Here is a 24,116-nt window from a genome sequence, read left to right as displayed (position 1 = left end):
CGTGAGATTGCCCTGATGTGTGTCGTTTACAACATCAAGCGTGCCGTGAAACAGTGAAAACCTACGCCGTATGGCGATTCAACACAGCCCTCTAAAGCGTTCCAAAACTGTACGGCCCTGACGGGAGTCACGTAAGCGTCAGCGAACGTGACTCCGTCGGGGGAATAAGCGAAGCGAACGGACCCAGCGGGCTTTCGTGCAGTGGACGGACGGGGCCTACATTTCAGGGGTTTGAGGGGATGTACCGTTCATTTTCAACGTGGTCAGTAGATCGCATTTTGGATTCGGTTCGTTCGAAATCCGAACGTCGGTATTTGACCTCTCGGCTAGAATGACTCGTTGTCAAATCTCATCGCTAGTGGTAGACAATGAAGACTCGCACAGCAACACTTGTTCATCTGCTTAAATAGACGGTTTACAAACGCCGGTCTTGACGACCGCCATTCGAAATTTTATGGGTCACTCTGTACATGCTGCGGTGTCTTCTCAATTTTGTTCAATTGGTATATGAATAGTTATACATGTTCTCGCCCTGTATAACGAAAAAATGCGGACGAAGAAGCTCCCGAAGGAGGCACCGGGGAAGTACGTTAAGTATCACCCACGTCCGTATTACTCGCCAGACCCGCTTCCTCCGGAGCCAAAAATCGAGATTCCCGTCGAGACACACGGCCTCGTCGCCGACGCAGCCTATCAGATTGGCCGTGTCGATGGCATTAGCTCGACAGTCGATTTCGCGGCCGTCCTTTACACGACGCTCATCCGAATCGAGGCAGTCGAGTCGGCTCGTATCGAGGGTGCGGAAGTCGACTATCAAGACGTCGCCGCGTTCCACACGAAGCACGGAGACAACGCCGATGCCGAACCGCAAAGCAAGGACTTGCGTGAAGCTCTGAACTACGAAGACGCGCTCCTGTACGGTATCGAGCACATCGAACGTGGTGAGGAAATCACGCTTGAGCTGATTACGCGTCTCCACGAGATGCTTCTCGACGGCGTCCGTAACGAGGGTGATGTCGCCGGGGAGTTCCGTGACCACATGGTCCGGCTCAACAGTCCGAACCCAGCCAAAGACCCATTCGTTCCTCCCTCGGCGTCGTCTCTCGGCCCTCTCATGTCGTCGCTCGTCGAGTACGTCGAGGCAGACGGCGAGTACCACCCACTTGTCGATGCCGCGATTATCCACTACTTCTTCGAGACGGTTCACCCGTTTTCGGACGGGAACGGCCGTCTCGGCCGACTCATCATCATCCTCTATCTGGTCGACCAGGGCTACATTGAGAGCCCGTACATCTACCCGAGTGCCTACTTCAACCGGCACAAGGTCGCGTACGTCGAGAAGATGCGCGCCGTGAGCGAGCAGGGCGAATGGGTCGAGTGGATCGACTTCTTCCTCGAAGCGCTCCGGTCGCAGGCCGAAGAGTCGTACGACCGGACGTGGGCGCTCAAAGAACTCCAAACGAAGTACGAAACAGAATACTCGGGAAGCACGTCGACAGACAGGTTTGCCCGCAAATTACTTGCAGTTCCGTACTTCACGGCGAACGACATCGTGCGAGAACTGGACGTGTCGCGTGGGACGGCGTACAATGTCGTCGAGAATCTCGAAGACGCCGGCCTCATCGAAGAAGTGACTGGGGCCGACTGGGGCCAAGAGTACAAAGCGGTCGAAGTGTTCGACGTGTTCGAGTAGGTCGCTTCGGCGCGAAGGTTTAAGTCATAAACCGGGACCATCCCGAACTTGGAGCGGTTCTCTTTCAGTATTACCTCCCGGAATTGGAAGAGACCAATCACGAGGCGGCTGAGTTCGAGAAACAGATTCCGACAGAGATTCTGTGGGCGGTTCTGGACAGGTTGTTTCAGGAGCAGCTTCCAGAACTCACGATGGAATAGGTGTGAAGGGACGAACGAAATCATAGGCAGTTCGTTAGCCTAACTCTCGAGAAGCTTTCTGGAGCCTCTATGCTCTGTACATGTGGTTTTAGAAAATGACGGACCCGACGGGATTTGAACCCGCGACATAGAGTGAAATAAACCCGTATACGGGGGTTAGAGGTGCTCTATCTTGTGTCTTGCTGTTCGAGTGGTTCCGCAAAACAGGACCATGCGAGATCAACACGACTTGGAACCTATCGATCCATCAACAGCGGTCGATATGTACCTACAGGAAAGAGAGACGGAAGTATCGAAGGCGACGCTGAAAGCCTACAGATACCGACTGGATTACTTCCAGCGGTGGTGTGACAGAGAGGACATAGAGAATCTGAATGTCCTGAGTGGACGTATGATGCATCAGTACCGACTCTGGAGACGTGAGGTAGGAAACCTATCTAACGTGAGTCTGAAGACTCAGATGGATACTATACGTGTGTTTATTCGCTTCTGTGAGAGGATTGACGCCGTAAGGAACAACCTGAGTGAGTCTGTTGTCTCTCCGTCTCTCTCACCGAATGAGGACCACAAGGAAACGATCCTCACGAATGAGGAAGCTACGGCGATATTGGACTACTTAGACCGGTTCGAGTACGCTTCTTTCAGACACACGCTTCTACTCTTACTCTGGAGAACCGGAATCCGTCTCGGTGCCGCACGTGGGCTTGATCTACAGGACTACGATGAGCCACAGGCTCGGATTAGACTACGACATAGACCAGAACAAGATACTCCACTCAAGAATGGATCTGAGGGGGAGAGACTGGTTGCTCTCCGACCAGATACGTGTGAGGTGCTTACAGACTGGATAGAACACAGGAGACCCGACAAGCGCGACGACTACGGTCGTGAACCACTATTCAGTACGTCTCAGGGACGTGTGTCTCGAACAGCTATACGAGAGAATGTGTACCGTCTCACACGGCCTTGTGAGTACACAGGAGAGTGTCCACACGGTCGGGAGATAGAAACGTGTGAGGCGACGGATGATCACCGAAAAAGTACAAGTAAGTGTCCTTCTTCAGTCTCTCCGCACGATGTGAGACGGGGGAGTATCACGCATTTTCTCTCTCGGGATATTCCTGAGAAGGTTGTGAGTGATCGGATGAATGTGGGTTCTCAGGTTCTCTCGAAGCACTACGATCAGCGATCTGAAGAACAGAAAGTAGAGCAACGGAGGGGATACCTGAGTAACATCTGAATCGGGACTAATGTGAGTATAGCCTATCTTTTGGGTACTGGTTCTGACTCTCTGTGTAATCGGTCTTGTTAGTGTTGGAGACTCTATTTTGGTACTATACGTGCCGAATTAGGTGTGTGATTGAATCGGTCACACTAACGTAAAGTAAATCTGTGACGGGGGGAGTCACGTTACCCTTTTACAGTCCACTATCTGACTAACCAGTAGCGAACTAAGAAAATGGGATGGGTAGAACCCCAACTAAGAACAGTTGGCTCTACTCGTTCTATTGACTTAACGTCGTTGCCCGTCCGCTAAACCCGTATCAGGAATCTTTGTGATTAGGGTCCGACTGCGTATGCACCAACCCAGACTTCTGGGCTACCCTCGTTGGGATTCGGGATAGGTGGACAAGACAGAGGGCATTAACGGGACGTTCTCCCGGTCCGACTCTCGAAAGAGTCCAGAGACGACTGAGAGAGAAACGGACCCAACGAAGTGGACGTATTCCCGCAGGGTCGGAGGAACCCCAACCAGAGGGTCTCGGTGAATATACTGCGGTAATATAGAATATAGATATAGAATTTATATTTAAATATTATAGTCTTAGATCTAAACTCCTATCCCTAGAGTCCCTTCCCTCTTATTTCCAGATACAGATCCTAACCGCTTACTCTGCATACCGGTCAGAAACACGCTGGGATATCCCATTCTCCCTGTGATCTACAGCTGTTGGCTGTCTATTCTGACCGACTCTTGGTGTATTATCGGACACGGTGGGATCTGGTCTCTCCTATCGCCTTCGAGAAGCTGTTGCAGTTGCGGTAGCGACCCGGACCCAACGACCGGAGGGAGTGGACGGAAGCGCGTATAGAATCGGGAGAAGGGTTTACTAGTTCTAATCTCCGAGTATAGTTTGCCGTGAGAAATCACGGTCCCACAGAAGACGGGAACTACCACGACAATTCGCATGTGATCTTGGTTGTTCTATCTTTCAGGTAGGGTCTCAGTCTCGGTTGTCCTGTACCGGGACTACTTTTCACCCCTACCACTCCTTCAGAAGCTATAGATAACTCTCAATTCTCCAGATAGAGTACAAATTCTCCCCTTCATTCCCGCTACACACACGATAGGTCTCGTTGGTGAATCCAGCCTGAGATTTCCTATTCTATTCTGTTAATTAGTTATGTGCCTCTGCATGAATAACTAAGCAAGTAGTCTCTTTGAGAGTGGTATCGGTCTCGTTCTACTGTGGAGTATCTAAATCTGTACGTAGTGTCCGTGTTTCAGGTATAGCGTGTGGATCTCAGTACGTTCCCCGCTGTATGGATACTCATCCGAGTAAGGCCTAAAGTCCCGTAATCGGTGAGTAATGGGCCTCTAAACAGTCTTTTACACTCTGGTATCTGCGGTTCAGATGTAATGATTCCAGATAAGATTCGGCTCGCCCGGTCTCTTGCTGAGGCATACGTCTCTGGTGAGGATCGCGGACAAGCTCAGATGAACAAGGTGATCACGACAGTCGTAGGTCTCACCGTCGGTGCGCTTGTCGCATCGTTCCTTTTCCCCATCGCAATTAGTGAGGTTGTGGGTGTGAGTACCACCAATTGGTCTTCGGGAGCTTCGAGTCTCTGGGGCATCATGGACACGATCATCGTACTCGCTCTGTTCCTGATCTTCGTGTCGATGGCGATCTCGAAGGGGTACGGTGGTCGGTAGTCGGGTAGTCTCTGCAGTACCCTCCGATAGCTCATTTCGTCGTGTATAGCCCCAAATCCTGAGTGTCTTCTATCTCTCTGTGTGTTGGGTCTCGTCGCTTGGGGCGGTTGGGAATTGTATATGATACGTATGTTCTGATTCTACTGAGAAATCTACTTGTAGAATACTGTGTTCGAATCTAGTGGAATCCACGACGGCGGTAAGGCGCGTCACGCAGAGTGTTCAAATCTCAGTTGACAGAGTGGTTGGTTTCGGACCAAGGACGCCTCTGTACGGTCAATGCGGAGCGTCTAAGGGTAGAACGGACCCGACGGGATTTGAACCCGCGACATCTTGGTCCGGAACCAAGCACTCTGTCCACTGAGCTACGGGCCCTCAGCGGGCAGAGCTACACGGCACCGACGTAAAACCGTTGTGGAACCCGCGCCGGCGGCCGATTATGTTCCGGTCGCGTCGGCGTCGACGACGCTGTGTTTCCACGTCCCGCGGGTGAACCACGCCGTGGCCGCAATCGCGCCGAGAATCTGCCCGACGGCCATTCCGAGCCAGATGCCCGTCTCGGCGAACCCGAACTGGAACGAAAGCAGGTAGACGATGGGCACGCGGCCCAGCCAGAGCGCGAACAGCGAGAACCCGAGGGCAGTCTTCGTGTTCCCTGCGCCGCGGTACGCGCCGAGGACGACCTGCAGGACGCCGATGAAGCCGAACTCGAACGCTCGGATGCGGATGTACTCGACGCCGAGGTCGATGGTCTGTGCGGCCGAGGCTGTCCCGGTCTGGAGGAAGAACGCGACGATGGGTTCGGCGAAGACGTAGGCGAGGACGCCGGTGACGAGCATGACGCTCGCGCCGACCTTGGCGGCGAGCCAGACGGCGCTCTCAGCGCGGTCGGGTTTCTGCGCGCCGAGGTTCTGGCCGACGATAGTGTTCGTCGCCCGTCCGAGACCGAGCGCCGGGAGGAACACCAGCGACGTGAGGCGGTTACCGAGACCGAACGCGGCGACGACTTCGGGCTTGAACGTGACGACCATCGCGGTGAGGGTGATGAAGCCGAGGGCGGTGGCGGACTGCTCGATGGCGCTCGGGACGCCGATATCGACGATTTTCTTGATGTACTCGAACTGCGGGCGGAAGTCGCCGAGCTGTACGTCGGGGCCGGCGCTCGTCCCGAAGATGACGTAGATGCCGATGATGGTGGCGACGGCGCGCGAGAGGACCGTCGCGTACGCCGCGCCGGCGACTTTGAAGCCATCGAAGCCCGTGGCGGTGAAGAGGCTCGCCTGAAGGCCCTCTAATCCGAGCATCGAAAACAGCGGGTTGGCGTCGAAGCCGAAGATGAACACGGGGTCGATGACGATGTTGATGACGACGCTGATGAACATCACGACCATCGGGGCGCGGGTGTTGCCGTAGCCGCGCATGAGCGCGGAGAAGACGAAAAAGCCGAACAGGAACGGCAGGCCGAGGAAGAACACGCGCATGTAGTCGCCGGCGAGGGGGATGACCTGCCCGGCGGTCGCCTCCGAACTCGGGAGGACGCCGAGCATCGCGTCGGTGGCGAAAAAGCCGATGACACCGACGACGACGGCGATGACGGTGATGAACGTGAGCGTCTGTCCGGCGACGGTCCCGGCCGAGCCCTCGCTTTTCGCGCCGGTGTACTGGGCGACGAGCGTGCTCCCGGCGACGGTGAAGCCGCCGCCGACAGAGATGAGCAGGAAGATGAGGGGAAACGCGAGGCTGATGGCGGCGACGGCGTCGGTCGAGAGCCGACCGAGCCAGACGGTGTCGGCGAGGTTGTACGCCACTTGAAGGAGTTCGGTGACGATAATGGGCCACGCCAGTTCGAACATCGGCCGTTTGAGGTCACCTTCGGTGAGGGAACCTCCTTCGGGGAGGGACACTGAACAGGTGAGACACGCGGAGAGCGTTTGAAAGCGTCGATAGGCGTCGTCGCCCGGGGAGACCGTCGGCGGCGGGCGGGAGCGATTCCCGCGTAAGCGACCGCGCCCGACGACGCGGAGGCTATTCGCAGAAGCGGCGACGACGGCTCACGAACGAATGGCGTCGAGAGAAACGGTGGGTGGTTGCGGTCGTCGCGTTACGGCGCTTCGCCGGTCTCGATGGCGAAGTCGGCCTTCGGGTAGGCGACGCAGGTCAGCGTGTAGCCGTTGTCCATCTCCTCGTCGGAGAGGGTCTCCTGCGTGTGGTGCGTGATGTACTCCTCGGCCGGGCCGTTGGTAATCTTCGCAGCACAGGAGACACAGGAACCCTGTCGGCACGCGTACGGGAGGTCCATCCCGGCGTCTTCACCCTGGTCGAGCACGGTCTCGTTGCTCGCCAGTTCGATGGTCTCGCCCTGCTTGACGAACTCGACTTCGAAGTATTCGACTTCGTCTTCGGGCATGTCGGCGGGGCTCGGCTCTTCTTCGGCCTCCTCGCCTTCGAGCTCGGCGCCCTCTTCGCCGCCCGCGACCGCGGCGACGCCGCCGCCCCCGCCGATGGAACGGTTCATCGGCTCGGGGAAGTCGGTCTCTGCGACGGTCGCCGCGCGGCGTTCGAGGACTTCCTGTGTGATGTCGGCGGTCGGCTCCCAGCCGGTGCCCTTCGAATAGTGCAGGGCGACGGCGAGGAGTACCAGGACCAATCCGGCCCCGACACCCACCAGACTGATGACTGCCATACCGGCGGATATGGAGGGAGGGGTTAAGGAAATTGTGATTGTGGCGGCACCCGCGGGCGGTCGATTTCACCGCCGAGATGAGGGTCTCACGCGGGTTCCCACAATATCGTGGGCGCGAGGCGCCTGTCGCGGTCGCGCCGGGGCAGTTCGCCGGGGACGACCGTCTCAGTCGTCCTTCCGCGCGACCTCGTGACGGCCGAAGCCGTACCGGAGCCGGTTGGCGAGGCGGCGGGAGAAGCGGTCGTCGGCGCGGGAGCCGAACCGCTCAGCGAGCGACTGGTAGATGAGCGGGACCGGGACTTCCTGTTCGAGCGCCTCCTGGACCGTCCACGTGCCCGTCGAGCCGCCCGCAACGTAGTCGTCCACGTCGCCGAGGTCGCTTCCCTCCTCGCGGAACGCCTCCTCGCAGAGTTCGAGGAGCCACGAGCGGATGACCGCGCCGTTGTTCCACGTCTGAGCCACCGATTCGAGGTCGAGGTCGTAGCGGCCCTCGGCGAGCAGTTCGAAGCCCTCGCCGTACGCCTGCATCAGCGCGTACTCGACGCCGTTGTGGACCATCTTCACGTAGTGGCCGGAGCCGGACTCGCCCATGTGGCCGTGGCCGGCGGGGCCGGTCGCCACGGCGTCGAAGACGGGGGACAGCTCGTCGTAGGCCCACTGCGGGCCGCCGACCATGAGCGAGAAGCCGAGTTCGGCACCAGCGGGGCCGCCGGAGGTGCCGCAGTCGAGGTAGGCCGCCGAGCACGCCTCGGCGCGCCGCACGGACTCCTCGAAGTGGGAGTTGCCGCCGTCGACGACCACGTCGTCCCCGTCAAGGTGCGGGTCGAGGTCGTCGAGGGTCGCGTCCACCGCGTCGCCCGCGGGGACCATGAGCCATATTCGCTTGTCGTCGCCGAGTCGGTCGACGAGGTCGGCGACGCTGTCCGCGGGTTCGGCACCCGCGTCGGCGGCCGCCGCGACGGCTTCCGCCGAGAGGTCGAAGGCCACGACCTCGTGCCCGGCATCGAGCACTCGGTCGACTACGATGCGTCCCATCCGGCCGAGGCCGATGACGCCTAATTGCATGCGTCGGCATCGTCCGCGGGGGGTGGTAGTGGTTGTGGTTTGGCGCGTGCGCGGTCGCCGTCGAGACTGACCGTTCCGCCGTCGGTACCGACCGCTCAGAGCCGCGCCAACAGCGCCTCGGCCAATCGGTCGCCGGCGGCGGCGTCGGTCCGGAAGAACAGTTCGGGCTCGATAAGCTCGACTTCGAGGAGGAGGAAGTCGTCGCCGCGCTCCACACCGTCGACGCGGGCGTACAGCGGCGGGTCGCCGCTGAGGTGGGCCGAGACGGCGTCGACGACGCGCCGGGCGTTGTCGAGCAGCGTCTCGCTCGGCTCCTCGACGTGGACGCTCCCGCCGTGTTTCTCTTGGACGCGGTAGTCGCCGGGTTCGGGGAGCTTGACCACCGCGTGGCTGAACTCGTCGCCGAAGAAGACGAGCGACCACTCGCCGTCTTCGATGTCCGGCGCGAACTCCTGAACCAGCACGTCTTTCTCCGCCACGAGGTCGTCCACCCACGACTGGGCGTCGACGGCCTCCGCGCGACTCAGCTGTCTCGTCTCGAACGCGCCCGCGCTCACGGCGGGTTTGACGACGAGCTCGTCCCAGCCCCGCGTCTCAAAGACGGCTTCGAGGGACACGTCGCCGCCGCGTTCGACGTACTCGGTCGGCAGCGTCGAGACGCCGACGTCGGCGAGGCCCCGCAGGTAGAACTTGTGGCTGTTCCAGTCGAGCGTCGCCGGCGGGTTCCACACCGCGCAGTCGGCGTCGGAGAGGCGGTCGACCCACGCGGCGTAGGCCTTCGGATGCCGGTAGTAGTCCCAAATCGACCGGACGACCACGGCGTCGAACTCGCCCCAGTCGACCGACTCATCCGACCAGACGACCGGCTCCGCCGCCACGTCACGCTCCCGGAGCGCAGCGAGAAACGAGGCGTCGTCGTCGACGAGCCCCGGGAGGTCCTCGGAGGTGGCGAGTGCGATGGAAGTCACGGCGGTGGATGGCAGATATCGGGCGATAAGCGTTCTGTAACGCTCGGCCCGTCCGCCGAAAATCGCTTGCGTCGGGGTCGCGGTGGATGGCCTCACGCCCGCAGACGCCGACGTTTTTACCGCCCCGCGCGAGGGTCGCGTATGGACGAACGCATCCACGAGCACGCCGCGGTGCTCGTCGACTGGAGCGCGCGAATCGAGGCCGGCGACGACGTGGTTGTCTCCGTCGGCGAGGGGGCTCACGACCTCGCGGTCGCCGTCGCCGACGCCCTCGGCGAGCGCGGCGCGAACGTCGTCACGACGTACGCCTCCGAGGAGGTCCAGCGGGCGTACCTCCGCGCGCACGACGGCGACTTCGAGCTTCCCGAACACGAACTCGCCCTCTACGAGGCCGCCGACTCGGTGCTCTTCCTCGGCGGCACCCGAAACACGGCGGCGACCGCCGACGTGCCGACCGAGACGCGACAGGCCTACGGCCGCGCCACGAGCGAGGTCAAAGAGGCGCGCATGGACACCGACTGGGTCTCGACGGTCCACCCCACCCGCGCGTCGGCCCAACAGGCGGGCATGTCCTTCGAGGAGTACGCGGACTTCGTCTACGACGCGATTCTCCGCGACTGGTCGGAACTCGCCGAGGAGATGGCGAACATGAAAGACGTGCTCGACGCGGGGTCGGAGGTCCGCATCGTCAAGGCGGACACCGACCTCACGATGTCCATCGAGGGCCGAACCGCGGTCAACTCCGCGGCCTCCGTCGCCTACGACTCCCACAACCTCCCGTCGGGCGAGGTGTTCACCGCGCCCGTCGAGGACGCCGTCGAGGGCGAGGTGTTCTTCGACGTGCCGATGACGCTGGAGGGCCAACGCGTCGAGAACGTCCACTTGACGTTCGAGGACGGCGAAGTGGTCGACTTCTCCGCGGGCACGGGCGAGGACGCGCTCGCCGGCATCCTCGACACCGACGAGGGCGCGCGCCGCCTCGGCGAACTCGGCATCGGCATGAACCGCGGCATCGACCGCTTTACCGACAGCATCCTCTTCGACGAGAAGATGGGCGACACCATCCACCTCGCGGTCGGGCGGGCGTACGGCGCGTGCCTCCCCGAGGGCGAAGACGGCAACCAGTCCGCGGTCCACGTAGACATGATAACCGACATGAGCGAGGATTCGCGCATCGAAGTCGACGGGGAAGTCGTCCAGCGGAACGGAACGTTCCGGTGGGAAGACGGGTTCTAAGCCGTCTCAGGGCCGTTTTCTGAACTCACCGTCTGCTGGGTTGTGACGGTTAAGATACCATGGCTCGTGATAACGCTGCGCCTACTGAAACCGCCTGAGGACGTAGTCTTCGGCTATGGTACGATTCGTCCGAACGAGGCGGCGGTTCCTCGAACTGGCGGGGAGTGGTGCAGTTGTGGGAATCGCTGGCTGTCTCGGCGGCGGTGGCGGCCAACAGGAGACCGAGACGGAGCCGACAACGACGACCGAAGCGATGGACGACGACCACGGCGAGGAGCGTCCTGAAGGCGTCTCCGAGGAGGAGTTCGAACACGGCCCGGTTCCGGAGGCGTACCGGACCGCCCTCTCGCAGGCGAACGAGCGGCGGGACCCCGACGACCTGTTCACGAAGGAGGCGGTCAAGTTCCAGGAGGCGGACGACGCCGTCGAGGCGGGCCTCACCGAGGCCGGACGAGACTGCGGCAACTGCGCCGAGTACATCCCCGACAAGAACGGCGACGGCTTCGGAGCCTGTGCAAAGGTCGAGGGTTACGTCGACCCCGAAGACTGGTGTTCGCTCTGGGAGTCTATCGAGGAAGCAGAAGCAGAAGAAGGGGGCGGAGACGGAGATGAGACTGCGTACGCCGTCTGAGGCTCACTCTTGGGCCACGCCGATGTTCTTCAGCGACCCGCCGCACCGCGGGCAGACCCGCTCGTAGACGCCGTGTCCCGACCGGTGACCGCACGCGGTACACTCGTACCACGAGCGCTCGACGAGCGTCGTCGGCTCCGCCTCGACTAACGTCTCCGTCCGGCGTTCGACGAGCGCGTCGGTCCGGCGCTCGACCAACTCCGACGGGCACCGTTCGACGAGGTCTGTCGGCTCGGGACCGACCAGCGCTCTGGATTTGGCTTTGACGAGGTCTGCAGGCTCACGAGTGGTGATATCGTTGCTCATGAGGCGATATATGTTGTGTCAGGTGTTAACTCTTACCAGTACATGTCGTTCCCCCTGACGCCGCCGAATTCGGCCGTTTCGCCCCGATTCGCCGGGTACGGTCCCGAGACGCGCTTTCGACGTACTTTTTATCCGCGACCGTTTTCATCCGCGCATGGCAGAATTCATGGTCGTCGTCGCCGACCCCGACACCGGTGCGACCTACCAAGTCGACGTCGAAGGACAGGACGCAAACCGATTCCTCGGCCGCGACCTCGGTGACGAGGTCGACGGCGCGGCCGTCGGTCTCGACGGCTTCACGCTCGAACTGACGGGCGGTTCGGACAAGGCCGGCCGACCGATGCACCCCGACGTGCCCGGCGGCGCGCTCAAGGAAATCCTCGCCGAAGACGGCATCGGCTACAAGCCGTCCCGCGACGGCGAGCGCAAGCGCGTCACCGTCCGCGGCCGCGAGGTCTCCGGCGAGACCGTCCAAATCAACGCGAAGGTCGTCTCCGGTGAGGGCGACGTCGCCGCCGCCTTCGGCGAGGGCGACGACGAAGAAGCGGACGAATAACGCCGTCTCACTCCTCTCTTTCCCGTGCCAGAGCAACTGCCCTCCGACCATCCGTCGGTCCAGACGTTCCGCGCGAACATCGCCCGGAGCGGCGGGACCCGTCGCCCCTGTTTGCGCGTCCCCGACGGCGTGACCGCCGAAGACGGCGATTTCGTTCGGCTCCACCTCGGCGGCACCGCCTATCACGCCCGCCTCTCGGCCGACGCCTCGGGGCTCGTGATTCGCGGCGCGTACGACAACAAGCGTCTCGCACGCACCCCGAACAACGGCGAGAATCGGCTCGTCGAGTGGTGCCGAGAACACGACCGGGCTGACGGCGATGCCGTCGAACTCGACGAACTGGACGACGGCTACCAGTACGGCCTCCGGGTACCCGGGGTCCGACAGGTGTACCGCGTCACCGAGCGCCCGAACGACTCGCTTTCGAGCATCGCCGAGAAGTTCGGCCTGTCCGACGAGTGACCGGTCGCACTCCGAGACACGCCGCTTTTACGCACCGACCGCTCTAGGCGGGGTATGAGCAAGGTAACGGAGTACCTCGCAGGCGAGCGCCTCGACGACGTGGCGCTCTATCTCACCCACGAGTACCTCGACAGCCAGGGCAAACTCCCGAACATGGGCGTCGAAGTCGAAAACGGCTACGTGCTCGTCGTCCCCGGCGACGACGGCCGCCGCGCCTTTGCGGCCGGCACGGGCATGGACGCCATGGAGTTCGCCCAGACCGCCATGGGCAACGACGGCGACATCGACGACGACCTGAGCGGCGGCACCTGCCCCGACGCGGCCGAAGACGAGAACCACGAGGTGAAGTTCATCTTCTCGTTCGCCGAGGCGCAAAACGAGGAGGTCGGCGGCATCTACGAGGTGGGCGACGTGGTCCACGCCTACGCTAAGTGTACCTGCGGCACGACGTACTCCGACCGCTGGGTCGTCGACGACGCGTAATCGGCCCCAGTTTTTCGACGCTAGTTTTCCGCTTCGGAGTCGGTTTCGGAGTCGCGTTCGCCGTTAGCGTTCGGTCTCGACGCCTTCGTCGTCGTCCGCCTCGTCGTCGGTTTCTGCTTCCGCTTCCGCGACCGCGTCGGCGACCTGCTCGAACGCGCGGAGGATGACGCGCTTCGTCGTCGCGCCCTGCGTCGTCCAGTGGTGGGCGTAGTCGAGCATGTCGTCGTAGATGTCGGGCTTACAGCCGGCGGCCTTCGGGTGGCCGCCGCCGTTGACGAGGTCGGCGACCTCGTGACAGCGCTCGAAGTCGTCGGAGCCGCGGATGCTGGCGCTCCCGGCGGGCTTGACGACGACCGCCGCGTCCGCCCCCGACTCGCGGAGGGCGTCGGCGACCTCGTTTTGCGAACATCGGCCGTAGGTGACGCCGACCGTCCAGTCGCCGACGGTCTTCAGGTCGGCGCGGTCGACGGCGGCCTGGATGAGGTTCTCCTTTTCGACGCGGCGGTGGGCGATGTACTCCTCGACGACCGGCGGGAGGTCCGCGCCGTACGCGCCGACGACGGCGACGTACTCCTCTTTCGAGGTCCAGTAGGCGTAGTCCGCGAGGTCCTGACTCCGCTCGTCTTCGTTCAGCCAGAGGTCGTGGTCGCGGGTGACGGCCGCGAGTTCCGAAAACCGCTCGTCGAACTCGTAGTCGAGTTCGCGGAGCGTCACGTCGGTCGAACACTCCTCGTCGGACTCGCCGACGACGAGGTCGACGCCGGCCTCGCGGACCGCCTCGGCGACTTCCGGCTTCCACTGGTGGTGGTCGTACCAGTGAATCTCGCCTGCCGTCTCGACGAGCGCGGCGAGTTCCTCTTCGACGTACTCGAACTTGTCCGGACAGAGGTCGCAGACGTACACCTCGACGCCCTCGGGGGCGTAGTCGGCCACGCGCTGGAGATCGTCTTCGAGCGAGTACGGACTCGACCCCATCAGCGCGACCGGCGACTTCGGGCGCTCTTCCTCGTCTTCCTCGGCGAGGTCGGGTTCGTCTTCCTCCTCGTTGTCCTCGTCGTCGCTGAGTTTCTCCTCGATGCGTGCTTCGAAGTCGGCCACGTCGAGAGCGGCGTCGTACGCCTCCCGGAGGAGGGCGACGCAGCCGAGGCCGTCGGCGTCGGTGTCGGTGACGACCGCCACCGACGCGTCTTCGAGTTTCTCCTTGGCGCGCTCTTCGGCGCGTTCCTCGTCGAACGAGTCGGGGTAGAAGAATCCGGCGCCGGGGAGCACGGACTTGCGGGGGAGCGAGAGCTGAGAACTGTCGATGAGCTCGTCTTCCATACGCCGAACTCGGGCGCGACGGGGAAAACTCCTCCCGATTCGGTCGGCTCGCCAGCTATCGACCGGTCGCCGCTCCCTGCCGGCCGACCGCTCAGGCGGCCTCGTCGCTCAGCAGGGAGTCCGTCGTCCCGTCTTCCAACTGGCGGACCGTCAACACCGGCACCGGGCAGGTCCGGACGACGCGCTCGGCGACGCTCCCGATGAGAAAGCGGTTCTCGCCGTGGCGGCCGCGAGTGCCCATGGCGACGGCGTCGGCGTCCACCTCGCGGGCGTAGTTCGAAATCTCGGCGGCGGGGCGGCCCTCTCGCACCGCAACGGTCACCTCGCGGTCGGTCGCGGCTTCGACCTCGGCGAGTGCCTCCTCGCCGCGCTCGGTGAGCGCGTCGCGCATCTCGTCGCGGAGTCGCTCCGGCGCGGTCTCCACGTCGCCGGCGTCGATGACGTACAGCGCGTGGACCGACGCGTCGAACCGCTCTGCGAGGTCGACGGCGACGCGGACCGCCCGGCGGACGCTCGCCGAACCGTCGGTGGCGATGACGATGGTGTCGAACATGCCTACGGGTTCACAGTGGGGCGGCATAAAACCAGTCTGGGGCGGCCGACCGTCGGGACCGTGGGGTGAGTTTTTTGTCGTCGCCCGACGCAGGTGGAAGCATGTCATCGCGCCCGCTCTCTATCGACCTCGTCCTCGTGCCGGTCGACCAAAGCGAGGAGGCGACGCGCGCGGCGGAGTACGCCGCCGCCGTCGCGGCCGAGTACGACGCCGCGGTCCACGCCGTCCACGTCCTCGGCGAGGACGTCGTCCGTGCCATAGAGCAGGGCGTCGTCGACGAGGACGCCGTCGCCGAGGACAGCAAGGCCGTCACCGACACGGTCTCGACCCTCGCCGAAAACGCCGACGTTCCCGTCACCACCTCGGTGGCCTACGGCTTCTCGCGGACGAGCAAACTCCGCCACCCCGGAAGCGTCGTCCTCGACACCGCAGAAGAGCTGAACGCAGACTTCATCGTCGTGCCCCGAGAACCTGTCTCGGGCGACCCCGGCGAAGTGCTCGCCAAGGCCGCCGAGTACGTCCTTCTGTACGCCAGCCAGCCTGTTCTCTCGGTCTGAACCGCAGGTCGTTGTCGCCGTGACTCGCCGTCGCTTTCAACCGCCCTCTTCGTCCGGAGGTTCGGCGAGCCGGATGGTCATCTCCAGCTCGAAGCTCTCGGCGTCGCTCGTCTCGAAGCCGACGGTCTGGTAGAGGCCGACCGCCGCGCGGTTCCAGCGCTCGACCGTGAGCCACACCTTCTCGACGCCGGACACCCGGCCGTAGCCGAGCAGCGCCTTGATGAGCCGCGTGCCGATACCGGCGCGCTGGTAGGTCTGGTGGACGAAGATGGCGAGTTCGTAGGCGTCGCCGTCGGGGACGAGCGTCGCGTGACCGGCCACCTCGTCGCCGTCCCACGCGATGACGTTCAGGCAGTCCTCGTCGAGGATGTTCTCCAGCCAGTCGCGGATGCGGTCCTCACGCCCCGGCGGGATTCCCTGCGCGCGGTCCGAGGGGTCGAACGCGTCGTACATCTCGACGAGCGCCTCCATCTCCTCGTCGGAGCCGTCGTACGCGCGCACCTCGATGGTGCGGTCTTCCCTGTCGGTGAACGACAGCGGCGGCGCGTCGTAGGGGTCGGCGACGGCGTCGGAGAACGTTCGGTCGCTCATCGTACTAGAGTGACGGTCACGTGGGAGTTCAAGAGGACGAACTCCGCGATGCTACCGATCTGTATCTTCCCCATCGGGCTCGTCTCCCCGCCGCCGAGCACCAGTTGGTCGAACCCCTCGTTCTCGGCGAGGTCCACGAGGGCGCTCCCCGGGTCGCCATCGAGCAGGCGGACGGGCGCGTCAACGCCGCGCTCGTCGAGTAGTTCCGTCACCCGCGTTTCGATGTCCTCGCGCGAGCGCTCGCCGGCCGGGTTGTCGACGATGGCGACCGTGAGGTCGTCGCCCACGTTGGCCGTCCGTTCGACCGTCTTTTCGAGCGCTCGGATGGAATCGTCGCTGCCACCGATTCCGAGCAGTACCTTCATGATTCCCAATCTCGCGGTCGTGATAGAAAACCCTTGCCCGGAATCGGGGGGCGACACCCCCGCCGGCAGGGGACCGCACGTCGCGGAACCCTTTTCGGCCGTGCCGCGGTAGCCCGCGGTATGACAGACGAGTCCGACGAGTTCGAGACGGGCGCGAGCGACGCCGAGGAGACGGCTCGCCCCGGCGCGGACGCGCGAGCGGAGGCGGACGAAGCGGAGGCAGACGTGGAGATGGCAGACGCGTCGGCCGAAACTGCGGAGACGGCAGGCGCGGAACCGATGGACGAGGACCCGACTGACGCGGCGACCGCCGACGCGGCCGAACGCGATACGGTCGACGAGGACGCGACCGACTCAGAGACCGACTCAGTCGATTCCGGGGCCGCCACCGCCGGAGCAGATTCGGACGCTGAAGGTTCTGAAACCGCCGAAGGCGCCGTTCCCGAGGACGTACAGAAGTACGCCCGGTTCAAGAAGGTTGACGGCGCGCAGTACGACCGCGTCAACGACTTCCTCCGCCAGCGGACCTACGTGACGGCCCGCGAGTGGGCCATCGCGCGACTCTGCGCCGACTTCCGGACCGAGACCGGCGTCGAGATGACGAAAATCGGGAACAACCTCCCCGAACTCGTCCCCTTCATGACCGACACCTACACCCCGCAGGCGGTCAATCAGGCACGTTCCGCGTTCCGCGACAAGGTCCGGAAGTCGGGCGCGACGTTCCTCTACGGCGCGATGTCCGGCTTTTTCACCGCCGAGGAACTCGACGAGATGATGTACGAGGTGACGGAAATCGCCAAGTTCCTGCTCGAAGTCGAGGGCGTGGACCTCTCGGTCGAAGAGGAACTGGAAGCCGAAGAGCGCATTTCGAGCGTCATGCGCGAGGTCCGCGAGGCGAGCACGGAACTGCGACAAGAAGAGCTGTCGGACGAGGAGTGAGGTCCCGCGGCCGGTTCGCACCGGCCTCGAACTGGCCCCGAACCGACTCCCCGTCGACTCGAAGTCAGGGGAAAATCGGCTCTGGGTCCGACTGAACTAACTCGACGCGTCGGTCCGCCTCGACCGGCCGGACGTAGAGGCGGAGTTCGCCCTGTTCTCGCGCTCGCGTCACCATCGCGTCCACCGTGTCCAGCCCGTAGTACAGCGGGACGACGACGGCCTTCGACGCCGCGGCGTCTTGCACGACAGAGACGGCGAACACGGTGTCGTCCTCGCGGGCGCGGTACACGTCGTAGCGGTCGAATTCGGCCGACTCGACCCACGACGACAGCGACTCGAACTCGCTTCCGGGGACGAGCACGTCGAACCCGACGCGCTCCGTCGCTTCGGGCAGGTTCGCCGGCGGTAACACCGTCACGTCGCCGGGGTGGAGCACGAGCGTCTCCCAGCCCTCGTCTTCGTACTCGGCCGCGGTCGCCTCGGCGTCCTCCACGACCGTCTCCCAGAACGACAGCAGTCCCGTGAGTGCGTGTGTTTCGTCCGCGTTCGGGCCGCGACCTCGGGGCGGCGTCTGCTCGTCGGTCATGCGTGTCACTCCCTCGGGGTGTCGGACGGGAAAAGGATTCGCTTGCATCGGGTTCGTCCGGTCCCCGACCGGGGCCCCGACACCCGGTGACGACGGAACTGCTATCTGTCTCCCCGCCGACAGTCGGCCCGATGCGCTGGTCACTCCGTGCGGTCCTCGGGTCGCTCCAACTCCCCGTCGCCGGTGCCGGGGTCGCGCTCCTCGCGTTCGTCTGGCGGACCGCCGTCACGATGCCCCCGCCGCCGCCCGGTAGCGACGGCTTCGCCCACGGGCTCGCGGGCTTTTTCCTCCTCGTGTTCGGGGTCGCCGGCTTCGTCCTCCTCGCTGGCGGCTTGCTCATCCCTCCCGGGCCGGGCTACGGCGTCGAGTTCACTCGCAACCAGCGCTGGCTGTTCGCCTACGCGCTGGTTTCGCCGGCCCTCGCCGTGGGCGGGTTCCTCGCAACCGTCGTCGCATCGTCCGCACTCGGCGGACTCGGCGGCCTCGCCGGGTCGGCCGTCTCGCTCGTCGTCCTGACGGCGCCGCTCGCGGTGCTCGTCGGCGTCGGCTGGAAGGGCGCGCAGCTCGCGGCCGCGCGGTTCTGAGCGGGCCGGCCCTCGGTCGGTTCCCGCCTCCGGTTAGTCGCGGACGTTCTCGCCGGCGACTTCGCCGAAGCCGTCGCCATCCCAGACGAACTCGCCGCGGAGCATCGTCCACTCGGGGAAGACGCCCGTGTGGCCCTCGAACGGGGTCCAGTCGCACTTCGAGTGGAGGTCCGCGCCGCGAATCTCGCGGGCGGCGTCGAGGTCGTACAGCGCGAGGTCGGCGTCAGTGCCCGCCTCGATGCGGCCCTTGCGCGGCAGGTCGAACACCTCGGCGGGGTTCGCTGCGACCACGTCGCGGACGCGTTCGGTGGTGAGGTCGCCCTCGACGACCGCGCCCAGAAGCAGCGGTACCATCGTCTCGACGCCGGGGACGCCGCTCGGGGCGTCGAGGAGCGACTGTTCTTTCTCCTCGCGCGTGTGCGGCGCGTGGTCCGTGGCGACCATGTCGATGCGGCCGTCGGCGAGGCGCTCGAACATGGCCTCGCGGCGCGCCTCGGACCGGAGCGGCGGGTTCATCCGGCCGTAGGTGCCCAACTCGGCGAGGTCGTCGCGGGACAGAAACAGGTGGTGCGGCGTCGCCTCGCAGGTCGCACCGCCGTCGCGGGCGGCGTCGACGCCCTCGGGCGTGCTCGTGTGGGCGATGTGAATCTGCGCGCCGGTCTCGCCGCCGACGCGGACAGCGCGCTCGACGGCGGCCGCCTCGGCCTCAGCGGTTCGGTAGGCGCTCCACGCGTCGGCGTCGGCGTCGTGGCCGACCCCACCGAGGTCGCCCTCGATGGCGGACTCGTCGAACAGGTCGGCGTCCTCGGCGTGGACCGTGACGGGGGCGCCCGCCTCGCCGGCGCGCTCCGCGGCCTCGGAAAACAGGTCGGCCTCGATGCCCATGTCGCCGGTCGAGTCGGCGAGGAACACCTCACCGAGGGCGAAAAGCGGGCGGTCGAGGAGGCTGTCTGGGTCCCAGTCGGCGGTGACGCCGCCGTTGATGCCGTAGTCGATACAGGACGTCGCGGCGCGCTCGGCCTTCGCGTCGAAGCCCGCGCCGTCGGTCGTCGTCGGGTCGGTGTTCGGCTGGTCGGCGACGGTCGTCACGCCCCCCGCGGCGGCGCTCCGCGCGCCCGTCTCCCACGTCTCTTTGTGCTCGAAGCCCGGTTCGCGGAAGTGGACGTGCACGTCGATAGCGCCCGGTAGAAGCAGGTTCTCCTCGGCGTCGACGGTCTCCTCGTCGGCGACGGGGTCGAGGTCGCCGACCGCCTCGACGGTCCCGTCCTCGACGCGGACATCGACCACGCGGCCGTCGGCCAGCGTCGCGTTCTCGATTCGCATACGAGGGGGTGCGACGCGCCGGGTGCTAAGTCCGGCGGTTCGGGTAGTGGTGGCGATTGGGGGAGCGGCGGCGGTTCGGGGAATGACTGCGTCGGGCTGCGTCGGGCCGTCGTCGCTACCGCCAGGAGTCGCTCACGCGAGGGCCGCCGCGTCTTCGACTCGAATGTCCGCGTCGCCGACGAAGACGGCTTCGAGGGCGTCGCAGACCGCATCCGGACTTCCCGGCCCTCCGGCGTCGGCGACGCTGCCCACCGAATCCGGGTCGAAAGGGATCTCGATGGCCTCGTAGACGGGCGCGAGCACGTCGGCTATCTCGTCGCGGTCGGAGACGACGACCACGCCGGAGACGAGCGCGCTCTCCTTGCGGACCCGCTGGGCGATGCCGCAGAGCTTTCCGCCCGCTTGGACCGAGTGGTCGCCGGGACAGTACGACTTCGGAGGTTCGCCCCGCCGCGCGGGGACACCGAGAGTTCGCAGGGCGCGGACGACGGCGGTCGTTCCGGCCTCGTACCGCGCGTCGAGTCCGGTCCGGGCGTCGTCGAGCGGGAGCGCGTGGGCGAACGCGACGGTGGTTCCCGTGTAGGCCACCGCGCGGCCGCCGACGGAGCGCTCGATGGCCGGGAAGCCGCGTTCCTCGGCGGCGGCGACGGCCTCGTCGTACCGCGGAGCCCGGGTGTCGCGCCTGCCGAACGCGAGCTGACGGTGCGGTGTCCACGCTCGGAAGGCCGGTTCGCCCGTTTCGCCCGCCTCGCGGAGCATGGCCGCGGTGACCGCCCGGTCTGCGTCTCGGTCGGGCCCGCGGCCGCGGATGACGCGCATGTCCGAGAGAACCACCCCGACGTACCTAAGCGCACCCGTCCCGTCCCGACGACCATGCTGCGACTGCCGCGGTCGATGCTCTCGCGCTTCGAGCGCTTCTCGCTCTACAACTCGCCGTATCCCGCCCACGACAGCGGCTGTGCAATCGACCTCTACGTCGCCGACGACGACCCGGTGGCCCGCTCACCCGTCGCAGGCGTCGTCCGCGAGACGCGGACCGTCCGCGCGCCCGACAAACCCTACGCTCACGACGACGAGTACCTCACTCTCGTCGATGTCGATGCCGACGCAACCGGACTGGACTGGCTCGGCGACGCCGCCGACGACCCGCGCGAGGGGCTGGTCGCGCGCATCCTCCACGTCGACCCCGGCGTCCACGCGGGCGACGAGGTCGCCGTCGGCGACTCGCTCGGGCGACTGGTCCGCTCCGGCTTTTTCGCTCCGTGGGTCGCAAACCACGTCCATCTCGGCTTCCGCCCGGCGGACGCGAACCACCACCGCGCCCAAGGGTCGCTCCCGGTTTCGCCCGACGTGACCGTCTCGCCGCTCGATTGGGACGGGACGGGAACCGTCGTCGAGACGGCCGAGACGTTCGTCGTTCTCGATGCCCCGGACCGCGCCGACGCGGGGGTCGGTCCCGACGAGTTCGTCGGCCTCGCCAGCGACGAGGGCGTCGTCCTCGACGGCGGTCTCGCCCACTACGGGTTCGGGGGCACGCTCTCGCCCGTCGGAGACGAACAGTCGTTGTCGCTCTTCGGCGAGCCGGTCGGTCGGACCGCCGGTCGGGACGTTCCGTGGGCCGGTTTCGACGTGCTCGCGGACGGCGAGAAAGTCAACGGGCTGTCACTATTCGCGTCCCGCGTCGATTTCGGAACCAAAATCGTCTGCCCCGGCCACGACTTCGCCGTCGGCGACGAGGTGTCGGTCGCGATTCGGCCCAGCGACGACCCGCTGCGCCTCGACTGATTCGACAGAAATGATTTACTACTAACACGAGCGCGCCGCCCGGAGGCGACCGACCGACCCCCTCTATTTTGGGGCCAGTTCTTAAATCCCTTTACTATGAAAGGACGAGTCTCCGCAAAAAATATCCTTCGCTCGTCCGTATTTTTCCTTGTTTGTGAGACTCGATATACGAACGTGCACCGTCGTTTCGGTCTTCGACGCCGCCGTCTCCGCGCCGCGATGACCGACGACCGCGACACCGGGTACGAGGTCGAACTCGGCCACCCACTGGTCGGCGCGTCCCCCGATGCGACGCTCGAAGACCCGGAATTCGAACTCACGTTTGTCGGTGGTATCCCGGTGTCGGGCGAACCGGTTCCCTACTTCGTGGCCCGCGGAAGAGACCGCGAGGCGCTCGACGAGTTCCTCGACGACCACGTGAACATCGAGTGTTTCGAGTCGGTCTCCGACGGCCCCGAGGGACGACTTTACCGCTGTAAGTGGTCGACTCACGAGGGCGATATCATCTCGGCGATTCGCGAGTGCGACGGCATCGTCCGGCGGATGGTCGGCACGAGGTACGGCTGGTCGCTGTCGGTGTACTTCGCGTCGAACGAGCTGACGACCCGGTTCCACGACGCGTGTCTCTCCCGCGACATCGACATCGACGTGCGCCGGGTGGAACCGGCTCGCCTCGACGAGCGCCACCCTCCTGACAGCGACCTCTCGGAAAAGCAACTCGCGGCGCTTCGGCTCGCTTTCGAACGGGGCTACTTCGAGACGCCGAAAGAGACCGGCCTCGACGACATCGCGAGCCGGTTGGGCATCACCGAACAGGCGCTCTCGCAACGACTTCGGCGAGCGCTCCGGCACCTCGTGGGTTCGGCGATAGACGATATCGACGACATCGACCGCGACTCGCGGTCCGAGTGAAGAGCCGACGACGCGTCAGAACGGGACCGTGGTGGGGATGTGGCAATCGGGCGCGGATTGCCACGGTGGTGTCGATAGTGAACCGCGATGGAGGCGACCTGCGGTCTCTCCGGCGGTGCGCCCGTGTGGGGGGTGCCACCGACGCATATCGGTACGTCGATTCTAGTAATATATCTGACCCTTGTGTGGACAATCGGTATTTAAGTGGCGTCGAAGTAATCGAGGTACTCCGAGGCGAACGTCCGGACCTCGTCGTACGTCGGCGGCGACCCGTTTCGGACGAAGTGGCCCGCGACGGCGTTGCCGACGACGAGAGACTCCGCGCGGCCGAGGTCGAGGACGTGCGCGAGCGCGAGGCCGGCGTTGAAGTGGTCGCCGGAACTCGTCGTCAACACCGGGTCGTCCGTCCGGGGGACGCCGACGGTCGCGGCCCCCTCGTCATCGATGAGATGCGCCTCCTCGATGCCGTGGCCCGCGAAGCGGCTGACGCCGAGGTGGTCGAACGCCGCCTGCGACTCGCGGCCGAAGTCGTCGCTCTCGACGCCCGCCAACCGCGCGAGATAGCGCGTCTCGTAGCGGTTCGCCGACGCGACGACGCGAACCGCGTCGTCCAGCGCGGACACCTGTTCGACGCCCGCGGCGACCACCTCCGGCTCCCGTTTTCTGAGGTCGCCGGGGTCCAACAGCAGCGTCTCCGGCGGGTCCGACAGTGTCGGCCACAGCTCTTCGCGGAGGCCGCGAGCCACGTCCGGTAGCTCGGGCATCTCCGACCAGTAGCCCATCCCGACGAGTTCGGTCCCGTCGACCAGTTCGGCCAGTCGGTCGAGGCCGACCCGCGACTCGATTCCGGCCCAGTCGAGCGTCATCAGCGCGCCGATTTCGGTGAGCATCAGCTTCCCGTCGTCGAACTCGACGGCATCGGTGTAGCCGGGCGACCCGAGCGTCTCCAGCGGGAGGTGGCCGAACTCCTCGACGAACGGCTCTTCGACCGGGTCGCCGAGACAGCCGACGACCCCGGGCTCGAACCCGATTCGGTCGAACGCGCGGGCGAGGTGACTCACGTGTCCGCCGGTTCGGACGTTCGCCTGAAGCCACTCGAAAGAGAGGGAGCTCTCGGCTTCGACCGAGTCGTTCACGCGGTCGGCGAACGCTTCGAGCGTCGGCACCCGCTCGTAGGCGTCGGCCGACTGCCGCTCGGAGACGAACTCCCGAACGCGGTCGATGTAGCCGTCGAACCCGAACAGCACCCGCCCGCCGTCGACGGTCTCCGGGAGCGTGTCCCGACACGACTCTACCGCACGGACCGTCGTCTCGTCTGGGGTTTCCATGGCGCTCCGTTCGGACGACCGCCAATTAGTATTGCCGTCGGCGGCGACACTC

General features: G+C 64.6%; 26 protein-coding genes and 1 tRNA gene. 13 read left to right on the top strand and 14 right to left on the bottom strand.

All coding sequences use genetic code 11. The annotated features are described in order from the left end of the window. Positions 1 to 547: 547 nt before the first annotated feature. The 3 genes from AM590_RS02205 to AM590_RS02200 all read left to right on the top strand — a co-directional run bounded on the left by AM590_RS02205 (position 548) and on the right by AM590_RS02200 (position 4,831). Positions 548 to 1,693 carry a Fic family protein gene (locus AM590_RS02205; RefSeq protein ID WP_058826011.1) on the top strand — a complete coding sequence of 382 codons (1,146 nt, stop codon included), beginning with the start codon at positions 548 to 550 and terminating at the stop codon, positions 1,691 to 1,693. A gap of 411 nt (positions 1,694 to 2,104) precedes the next feature. Next, complete coding sequence (locus AM590_RS19665; RefSeq protein ID WP_082677628.1) at positions 2,105 to 3,133, top strand: site-specific integrase; 1,029 nt, start codon at positions 2,105 to 2,107, stop codon at positions 3,131 to 3,133. 1,401 nt (positions 3,134 to 4,534) lie between these two features. Further along, complete coding sequence (locus tag AM590_RS02200; protein WP_058826010.1) at positions 4,535 to 4,831, top strand: hypothetical protein; 297 nt, start codon at positions 4,535 to 4,537, stop codon at positions 4,829 to 4,831. Between the two features lie 302 nt (positions 4,832 to 5,133). On the opposite strand, the gene AM590_RS02195 is transcribed toward AM590_RS02200, so the two are convergent. The 5 genes from AM590_RS02195 to AM590_RS02175 all read right to left on the bottom strand — a co-directional run bounded on the left by AM590_RS02195 (position 5,134) and on the right by AM590_RS02175 (position 9,547). Next, positions 5,134 to 5,206, bottom strand: a tRNA-Arg gene (locus AM590_RS02195). A 62-nt stretch (positions 5,207 to 5,268) separates the two neighbouring features. Beyond that, a complete protein-coding gene (locus tag AM590_RS02190) occupies positions 5,269 to 6,735 on the bottom strand; it encodes an MATE family efflux transporter (RefSeq protein ID WP_305728224.1) in 1,467 nt (488 codons plus the stop codon). 197 nt (positions 6,736 to 6,932) lie between these two features. Next, positions 6,933 to 7,514: a 2Fe-2S iron-sulfur cluster-binding protein gene (locus tag AM590_RS02185; RefSeq protein ID WP_049905177.1), complete on the bottom strand. Its 582-nt coding sequence runs from the start codon at positions 7,512 to 7,514 to the stop codon at positions 6,933 to 6,935. A gap of 165 nt (positions 7,515 to 7,679) precedes the next feature. Next, positions 7,680 to 8,579, bottom strand: a complete 900-nt coding sequence (gene gnd / locus AM590_RS02180) for a phosphogluconate dehydrogenase (NAD(+)-dependent, decarboxylating) (protein WP_058826008.1) — start codon at positions 8,577 to 8,579, stop codon at positions 7,680 to 7,682. Positions 8,580 to 8,674: 95 nt separating this feature from the next. Next, positions 8,675 to 9,547, bottom strand: a complete 873-nt coding sequence (locus tag AM590_RS02175; protein WP_058826007.1) for a RimK family alpha-L-glutamate ligase — start codon at positions 9,545 to 9,547, stop codon at positions 8,675 to 8,677. 141 nt (positions 9,548 to 9,688) lie between these two features. Between AM590_RS02175 and AM590_RS02170 the strand changes: the two genes are divergently transcribed. Beyond that, positions 9,689 to 10,783: an aminopeptidase gene (locus AM590_RS02170; RefSeq protein ID WP_058826006.1), complete on the top strand. Its 1,095-nt coding sequence runs from the start codon at positions 9,689 to 9,691 to the stop codon at positions 10,781 to 10,783. A 115-nt stretch (positions 10,784 to 10,898) separates the two neighbouring features. Further along, the gene (locus AM590_RS02165; RefSeq protein WP_058826005.1) at positions 10,899 to 11,414 is read left to right on the top strand and encodes a high-potential iron-sulfur protein; all 516 of its coding nucleotides are present in this window, start codon (positions 10,899 to 10,901) and stop codon (positions 11,412 to 11,414) included. Positions 11,415 to 11,417: 3 nt separating this feature from the next. Here the strand turns inward: AM590_RS02165 and AM590_RS02160 are convergent, their stop codons facing one another. After that, complete coding sequence (locus AM590_RS02160) at positions 11,418 to 11,720, bottom strand: rubrerythrin-like domain-containing protein (RefSeq protein ID WP_058826004.1); 303 nt, start codon at positions 11,718 to 11,720, stop codon at positions 11,418 to 11,420. Between the two features lie 154 nt (positions 11,721 to 11,874). Between AM590_RS02160 and AM590_RS02155 the strand changes: the two genes are divergently transcribed. Genes AM590_RS02155 through AM590_RS02145 form a run of 3 tightly spaced genes read left to right on the top strand, consistent with a single transcriptional unit; the run spans position 11,875 to position 13,221 of the window. Next, positions 11,875 to 12,276 (top strand): 30S ribosomal protein S6e, encoded by a 402-nt coding sequence (locus tag AM590_RS02155; RefSeq protein ID WP_058826003.1) that lies wholly within the window; start codon positions 11,875 to 11,877, stop codon positions 12,274 to 12,276. Positions 12,277 to 12,300: 24 nt separating this feature from the next. Next, positions 12,301 to 12,738 (top strand): hypothetical protein, encoded by a 438-nt coding sequence (locus tag AM590_RS02150; protein ID WP_058826002.1) that lies wholly within the window; start codon positions 12,301 to 12,303, stop codon positions 12,736 to 12,738. 54 nt (positions 12,739 to 12,792) lie between these two features. Next, positions 12,793 to 13,221: a DUF5807 family protein gene (locus tag AM590_RS02145; RefSeq protein WP_058826001.1), complete on the top strand. Its 429-nt coding sequence runs from the start codon at positions 12,793 to 12,795 to the stop codon at positions 13,219 to 13,221. A gap of 63 nt (positions 13,222 to 13,284) precedes the next feature. Here AM590_RS02145 and AM590_RS02140 read toward each other — a convergent pair whose 3' ends face one another. Both AM590_RS02140 and AM590_RS02135 read right to left on the bottom strand, forming a co-directional pair. Further along, positions 13,285 to 14,541, bottom strand: a complete 1,257-nt coding sequence (locus tag AM590_RS02140; RefSeq protein WP_058826000.1) for a DHH family phosphoesterase — start codon at positions 14,539 to 14,541, stop codon at positions 13,285 to 13,287. A 91-nt stretch (positions 14,542 to 14,632) separates the two neighbouring features. Beyond that, complete coding sequence (locus AM590_RS02135; RefSeq protein WP_172795739.1) at positions 14,633 to 15,094, bottom strand: universal stress protein; 462 nt, start codon at positions 15,092 to 15,094, stop codon at positions 14,633 to 14,635. Between the two features lie 101 nt (positions 15,095 to 15,195). On the opposite strand from AM590_RS02135, the gene AM590_RS02130 reads away from it, so the two are divergent. After that, positions 15,196 to 15,651: a universal stress protein gene (locus tag AM590_RS02130; protein WP_058825998.1), complete on the top strand. Its 456-nt coding sequence runs from the start codon at positions 15,196 to 15,198 to the stop codon at positions 15,649 to 15,651. 36 nt (positions 15,652 to 15,687) lie between these two features. On the opposite strand, the gene AM590_RS02125 is transcribed toward AM590_RS02130, so the two are convergent. Both AM590_RS02125 and AM590_RS02120 read right to left on the bottom strand, forming a co-directional pair. Beyond that, on the bottom strand, positions 15,688 to 16,242 hold the full coding sequence (locus tag AM590_RS02125; protein WP_058825997.1) for a GNAT family N-acetyltransferase: 555 nt from the start codon (positions 16,240 to 16,242) through the stop codon (positions 15,688 to 15,690). Beyond that, positions 16,239 to 16,607, bottom strand: coding sequence for a universal stress protein (locus AM590_RS02120; protein ID WP_058825996.1), 369 nt, complete (start codon positions 16,605 to 16,607; stop codon positions 16,239 to 16,241). Before AM590_RS02120 ends, AM590_RS02125 begins: the two co-directional genes overlap by 4 nt. Before the next feature lie 120 nt (positions 16,608 to 16,727). Here AM590_RS02120 and AM590_RS02115 point away from each other — a divergent pair, with 120 nt between their 5' ends. Further along, positions 16,728 to 17,546, top strand: coding sequence for a DUF5806 family protein (locus AM590_RS02115; protein WP_058825995.1), 819 nt, complete (start codon positions 16,728 to 16,730; stop codon positions 17,544 to 17,546). Positions 17,547 to 17,610: 64 nt separating this feature from the next. Here AM590_RS02115 and AM590_RS02110 read toward each other — a convergent pair whose 3' ends face one another. After that, positions 17,611 to 18,132, bottom strand: coding sequence for a hypothetical protein (locus tag AM590_RS02110; protein WP_058825994.1), 522 nt, complete (start codon positions 18,130 to 18,132; stop codon positions 17,611 to 17,613). A gap of 131 nt (positions 18,133 to 18,263) precedes the next feature. On the opposite strand from AM590_RS02110, the gene AM590_RS02105 reads away from it, so the two are divergent. Further along, a complete protein-coding gene (locus AM590_RS02105) occupies positions 18,264 to 18,716 on the top strand; it encodes a hypothetical protein (RefSeq protein ID WP_058825993.1) in 453 nt (150 codons plus the stop codon). A 33-nt stretch (positions 18,717 to 18,749) separates the two neighbouring features. On the opposite strand, the gene AM590_RS02100 is transcribed toward AM590_RS02105, so the two are convergent. Together AM590_RS02100 and AM590_RS02095 are read right to left on the bottom strand one after the other, a co-directional pair. Next, entirely contained in the window at positions 18,750 to 20,039 is a 1,290-nt protein-coding gene (locus tag AM590_RS02100) for a dihydroorotase (protein WP_058825992.1), read from the bottom strand. Between the two features lie 132 nt (positions 20,040 to 20,171). After that, the gene (locus tag AM590_RS02095) at positions 20,172 to 20,858 is read right to left on the bottom strand and encodes a lipoate--protein ligase family protein (protein ID WP_058825991.1); all 687 of its coding nucleotides are present in this window, start codon (positions 20,856 to 20,858) and stop codon (positions 20,172 to 20,174) included. Between the two features lie 54 nt (positions 20,859 to 20,912). Here AM590_RS02095 and AM590_RS02090 point away from each other — a divergent pair, with 54 nt between their 5' ends. Together AM590_RS02090 and AM590_RS02085 are read left to right on the top strand one after the other, a co-directional pair. Then, the gene (locus AM590_RS02090) at positions 20,913 to 21,824 is read left to right on the top strand and encodes a hypothetical protein (RefSeq protein ID WP_058825990.1); all 912 of its coding nucleotides are present in this window, start codon (positions 20,913 to 20,915) and stop codon (positions 21,822 to 21,824) included. A 219-nt stretch (positions 21,825 to 22,043) separates the two neighbouring features. After that, complete coding sequence (locus AM590_RS02085; protein ID WP_058825989.1) at positions 22,044 to 22,736, top strand: helix-turn-helix domain-containing protein; 693 nt, start codon at positions 22,044 to 22,046, stop codon at positions 22,734 to 22,736. A 200-nt stretch (positions 22,737 to 22,936) separates the two neighbouring features. Here AM590_RS02085 and AM590_RS02080 read toward each other — a convergent pair whose 3' ends face one another. Continuing rightward, positions 22,937 to 24,064, bottom strand: a complete 1,128-nt coding sequence (locus tag AM590_RS02080) for a hypothetical protein (protein WP_058825988.1) — start codon at positions 24,062 to 24,064, stop codon at positions 22,937 to 22,939. Positions 24,065 to 24,116 lie beyond the last annotated feature (52 nt).

It is taken from the genome of Haloferax sp. Q22 (assembly GCF_001482285.1).
In the GTDB taxonomy this organism is placed as follows: domain Archaea; phylum Halobacteriota; class Halobacteria; order Halobacteriales; family Haloferacaceae; genus Haloferax.
The sequence above is the reverse complement of the archived record's forward strand: the minus strand, read 5'-3'. Positions and strand labels throughout refer to the sequence as shown.

Coding starts and splice junctions, on each gene's coding strand:
- AM590_RS02090 (WP_058825990.1), top strand. CDS start 20,913: ATGCTGCGACTGCCGCGGTCGATGCTCTCGCGCTTCGAGCGCTTCTCG.
- AM590_RS19665 (WP_082677628.1), top strand. CDS start 2,105: ATGCGAGATCAACACGACTTGGAACCTATCGATCCATCAACAGCGGTC.
- AM590_RS02120 (WP_058825996.1), bottom strand. CDS start 16,607: ATGAAGGTACTGCTCGGAATCGGTGGCAGCGACGATTCCATCCGAGCG.
- AM590_RS02160 (WP_058826004.1), bottom strand. CDS start 11,720: ATGAGCAACGATATCACCACTCGTGAGCCTGCAGACCTCGTCAAAGCC.
- AM590_RS02155 (WP_058826003.1), top strand. CDS start 11,875: ATGGCAGAATTCATGGTCGTCGTCGCCGACCCCGACACCGGTGCGACC.
- AM590_RS02140 (WP_058826000.1), bottom strand. CDS start 14,541: ATGGAAGACGAGCTCATCGACAGTTCTCAGCTCTCGCTCCCCCGCAAG.
- AM590_RS02115 (WP_058825995.1), top strand. CDS start 16,728: ATGACAGACGAGTCCGACGAGTTCGAGACGGGCGCGAGCGACGCCGAG.
- AM590_RS02110 (WP_058825994.1), bottom strand. CDS start 18,132: ATGACCGACGAGCAGACGCCGCCCCGAGGTCGCGGCCCGAACGCGGAC.
- AM590_RS02135 (WP_172795739.1), bottom strand. CDS start 15,094: ATGTTCGACACCATCGTCATCGCCACCGACGGTTCGGCGAGCGTCCGC.
- AM590_RS02095 (WP_058825991.1), bottom strand. CDS start 20,858: ATGCGCGTCATCCGCGGCCGCGGGCCCGACCGAGACGCAGACCGGGCG.
- AM590_RS02185 (WP_049905177.1), bottom strand. CDS start 7,514: ATGGCAGTCATCAGTCTGGTGGGTGTCGGGGCCGGATTGGTCCTGGTA.
- AM590_RS02125 (WP_058825997.1), bottom strand. CDS start 16,242: ATGAGCGACCGAACGTTCTCCGACGCCGTCGCCGACCCCTACGACGCG.
- AM590_RS02200 (WP_058826010.1), top strand. CDS start 4,535: ATGATTCCAGATAAGATTCGGCTCGCCCGGTCTCTTGCTGAGGCATAC.
- AM590_RS02165 (WP_058826005.1), top strand. CDS start 10,899: ATGGTACGATTCGTCCGAACGAGGCGGCGGTTCCTCGAACTGGCGGGG.
- AM590_RS02085 (WP_058825989.1), top strand. CDS start 22,044: ATGACCGACGACCGCGACACCGGGTACGAGGTCGAACTCGGCCACCCA.
- AM590_RS02170 (WP_058826006.1), top strand. CDS start 9,689: ATGGACGAACGCATCCACGAGCACGCCGCGGTGCTCGTCGACTGGAGC.
- AM590_RS02100 (WP_058825992.1), bottom strand. CDS start 20,039: ATGCGAATCGAGAACGCGACGCTGGCCGACGGCCGCGTGGTCGATGTC.
- AM590_RS02205 (WP_058826011.1), top strand. CDS start 548: ATGCGGACGAAGAAGCTCCCGAAGGAGGCACCGGGGAAGTACGTTAAG.
- AM590_RS02130 (WP_058825998.1), top strand. CDS start 15,196: ATGTCATCGCGCCCGCTCTCTATCGACCTCGTCCTCGTGCCGGTCGAC.
- AM590_RS02145 (WP_058826001.1), top strand. CDS start 12,793: ATGAGCAAGGTAACGGAGTACCTCGCAGGCGAGCGCCTCGACGACGTG.
- AM590_RS02105 (WP_058825993.1), top strand. CDS start 18,264: ATGCGCTGGTCACTCCGTGCGGTCCTCGGGTCGCTCCAACTCCCCGTC.
- AM590_RS02080 (WP_058825988.1), bottom strand. CDS start 24,064: ATGGAAACCCCAGACGAGACGACGGTCCGTGCGGTAGAGTCGTGTCGG.
- gnd (WP_058826008.1), bottom strand. CDS start 8,579: ATGCAATTAGGCGTCATCGGCCTCGGCCGGATGGGACGCATCGTAGTC.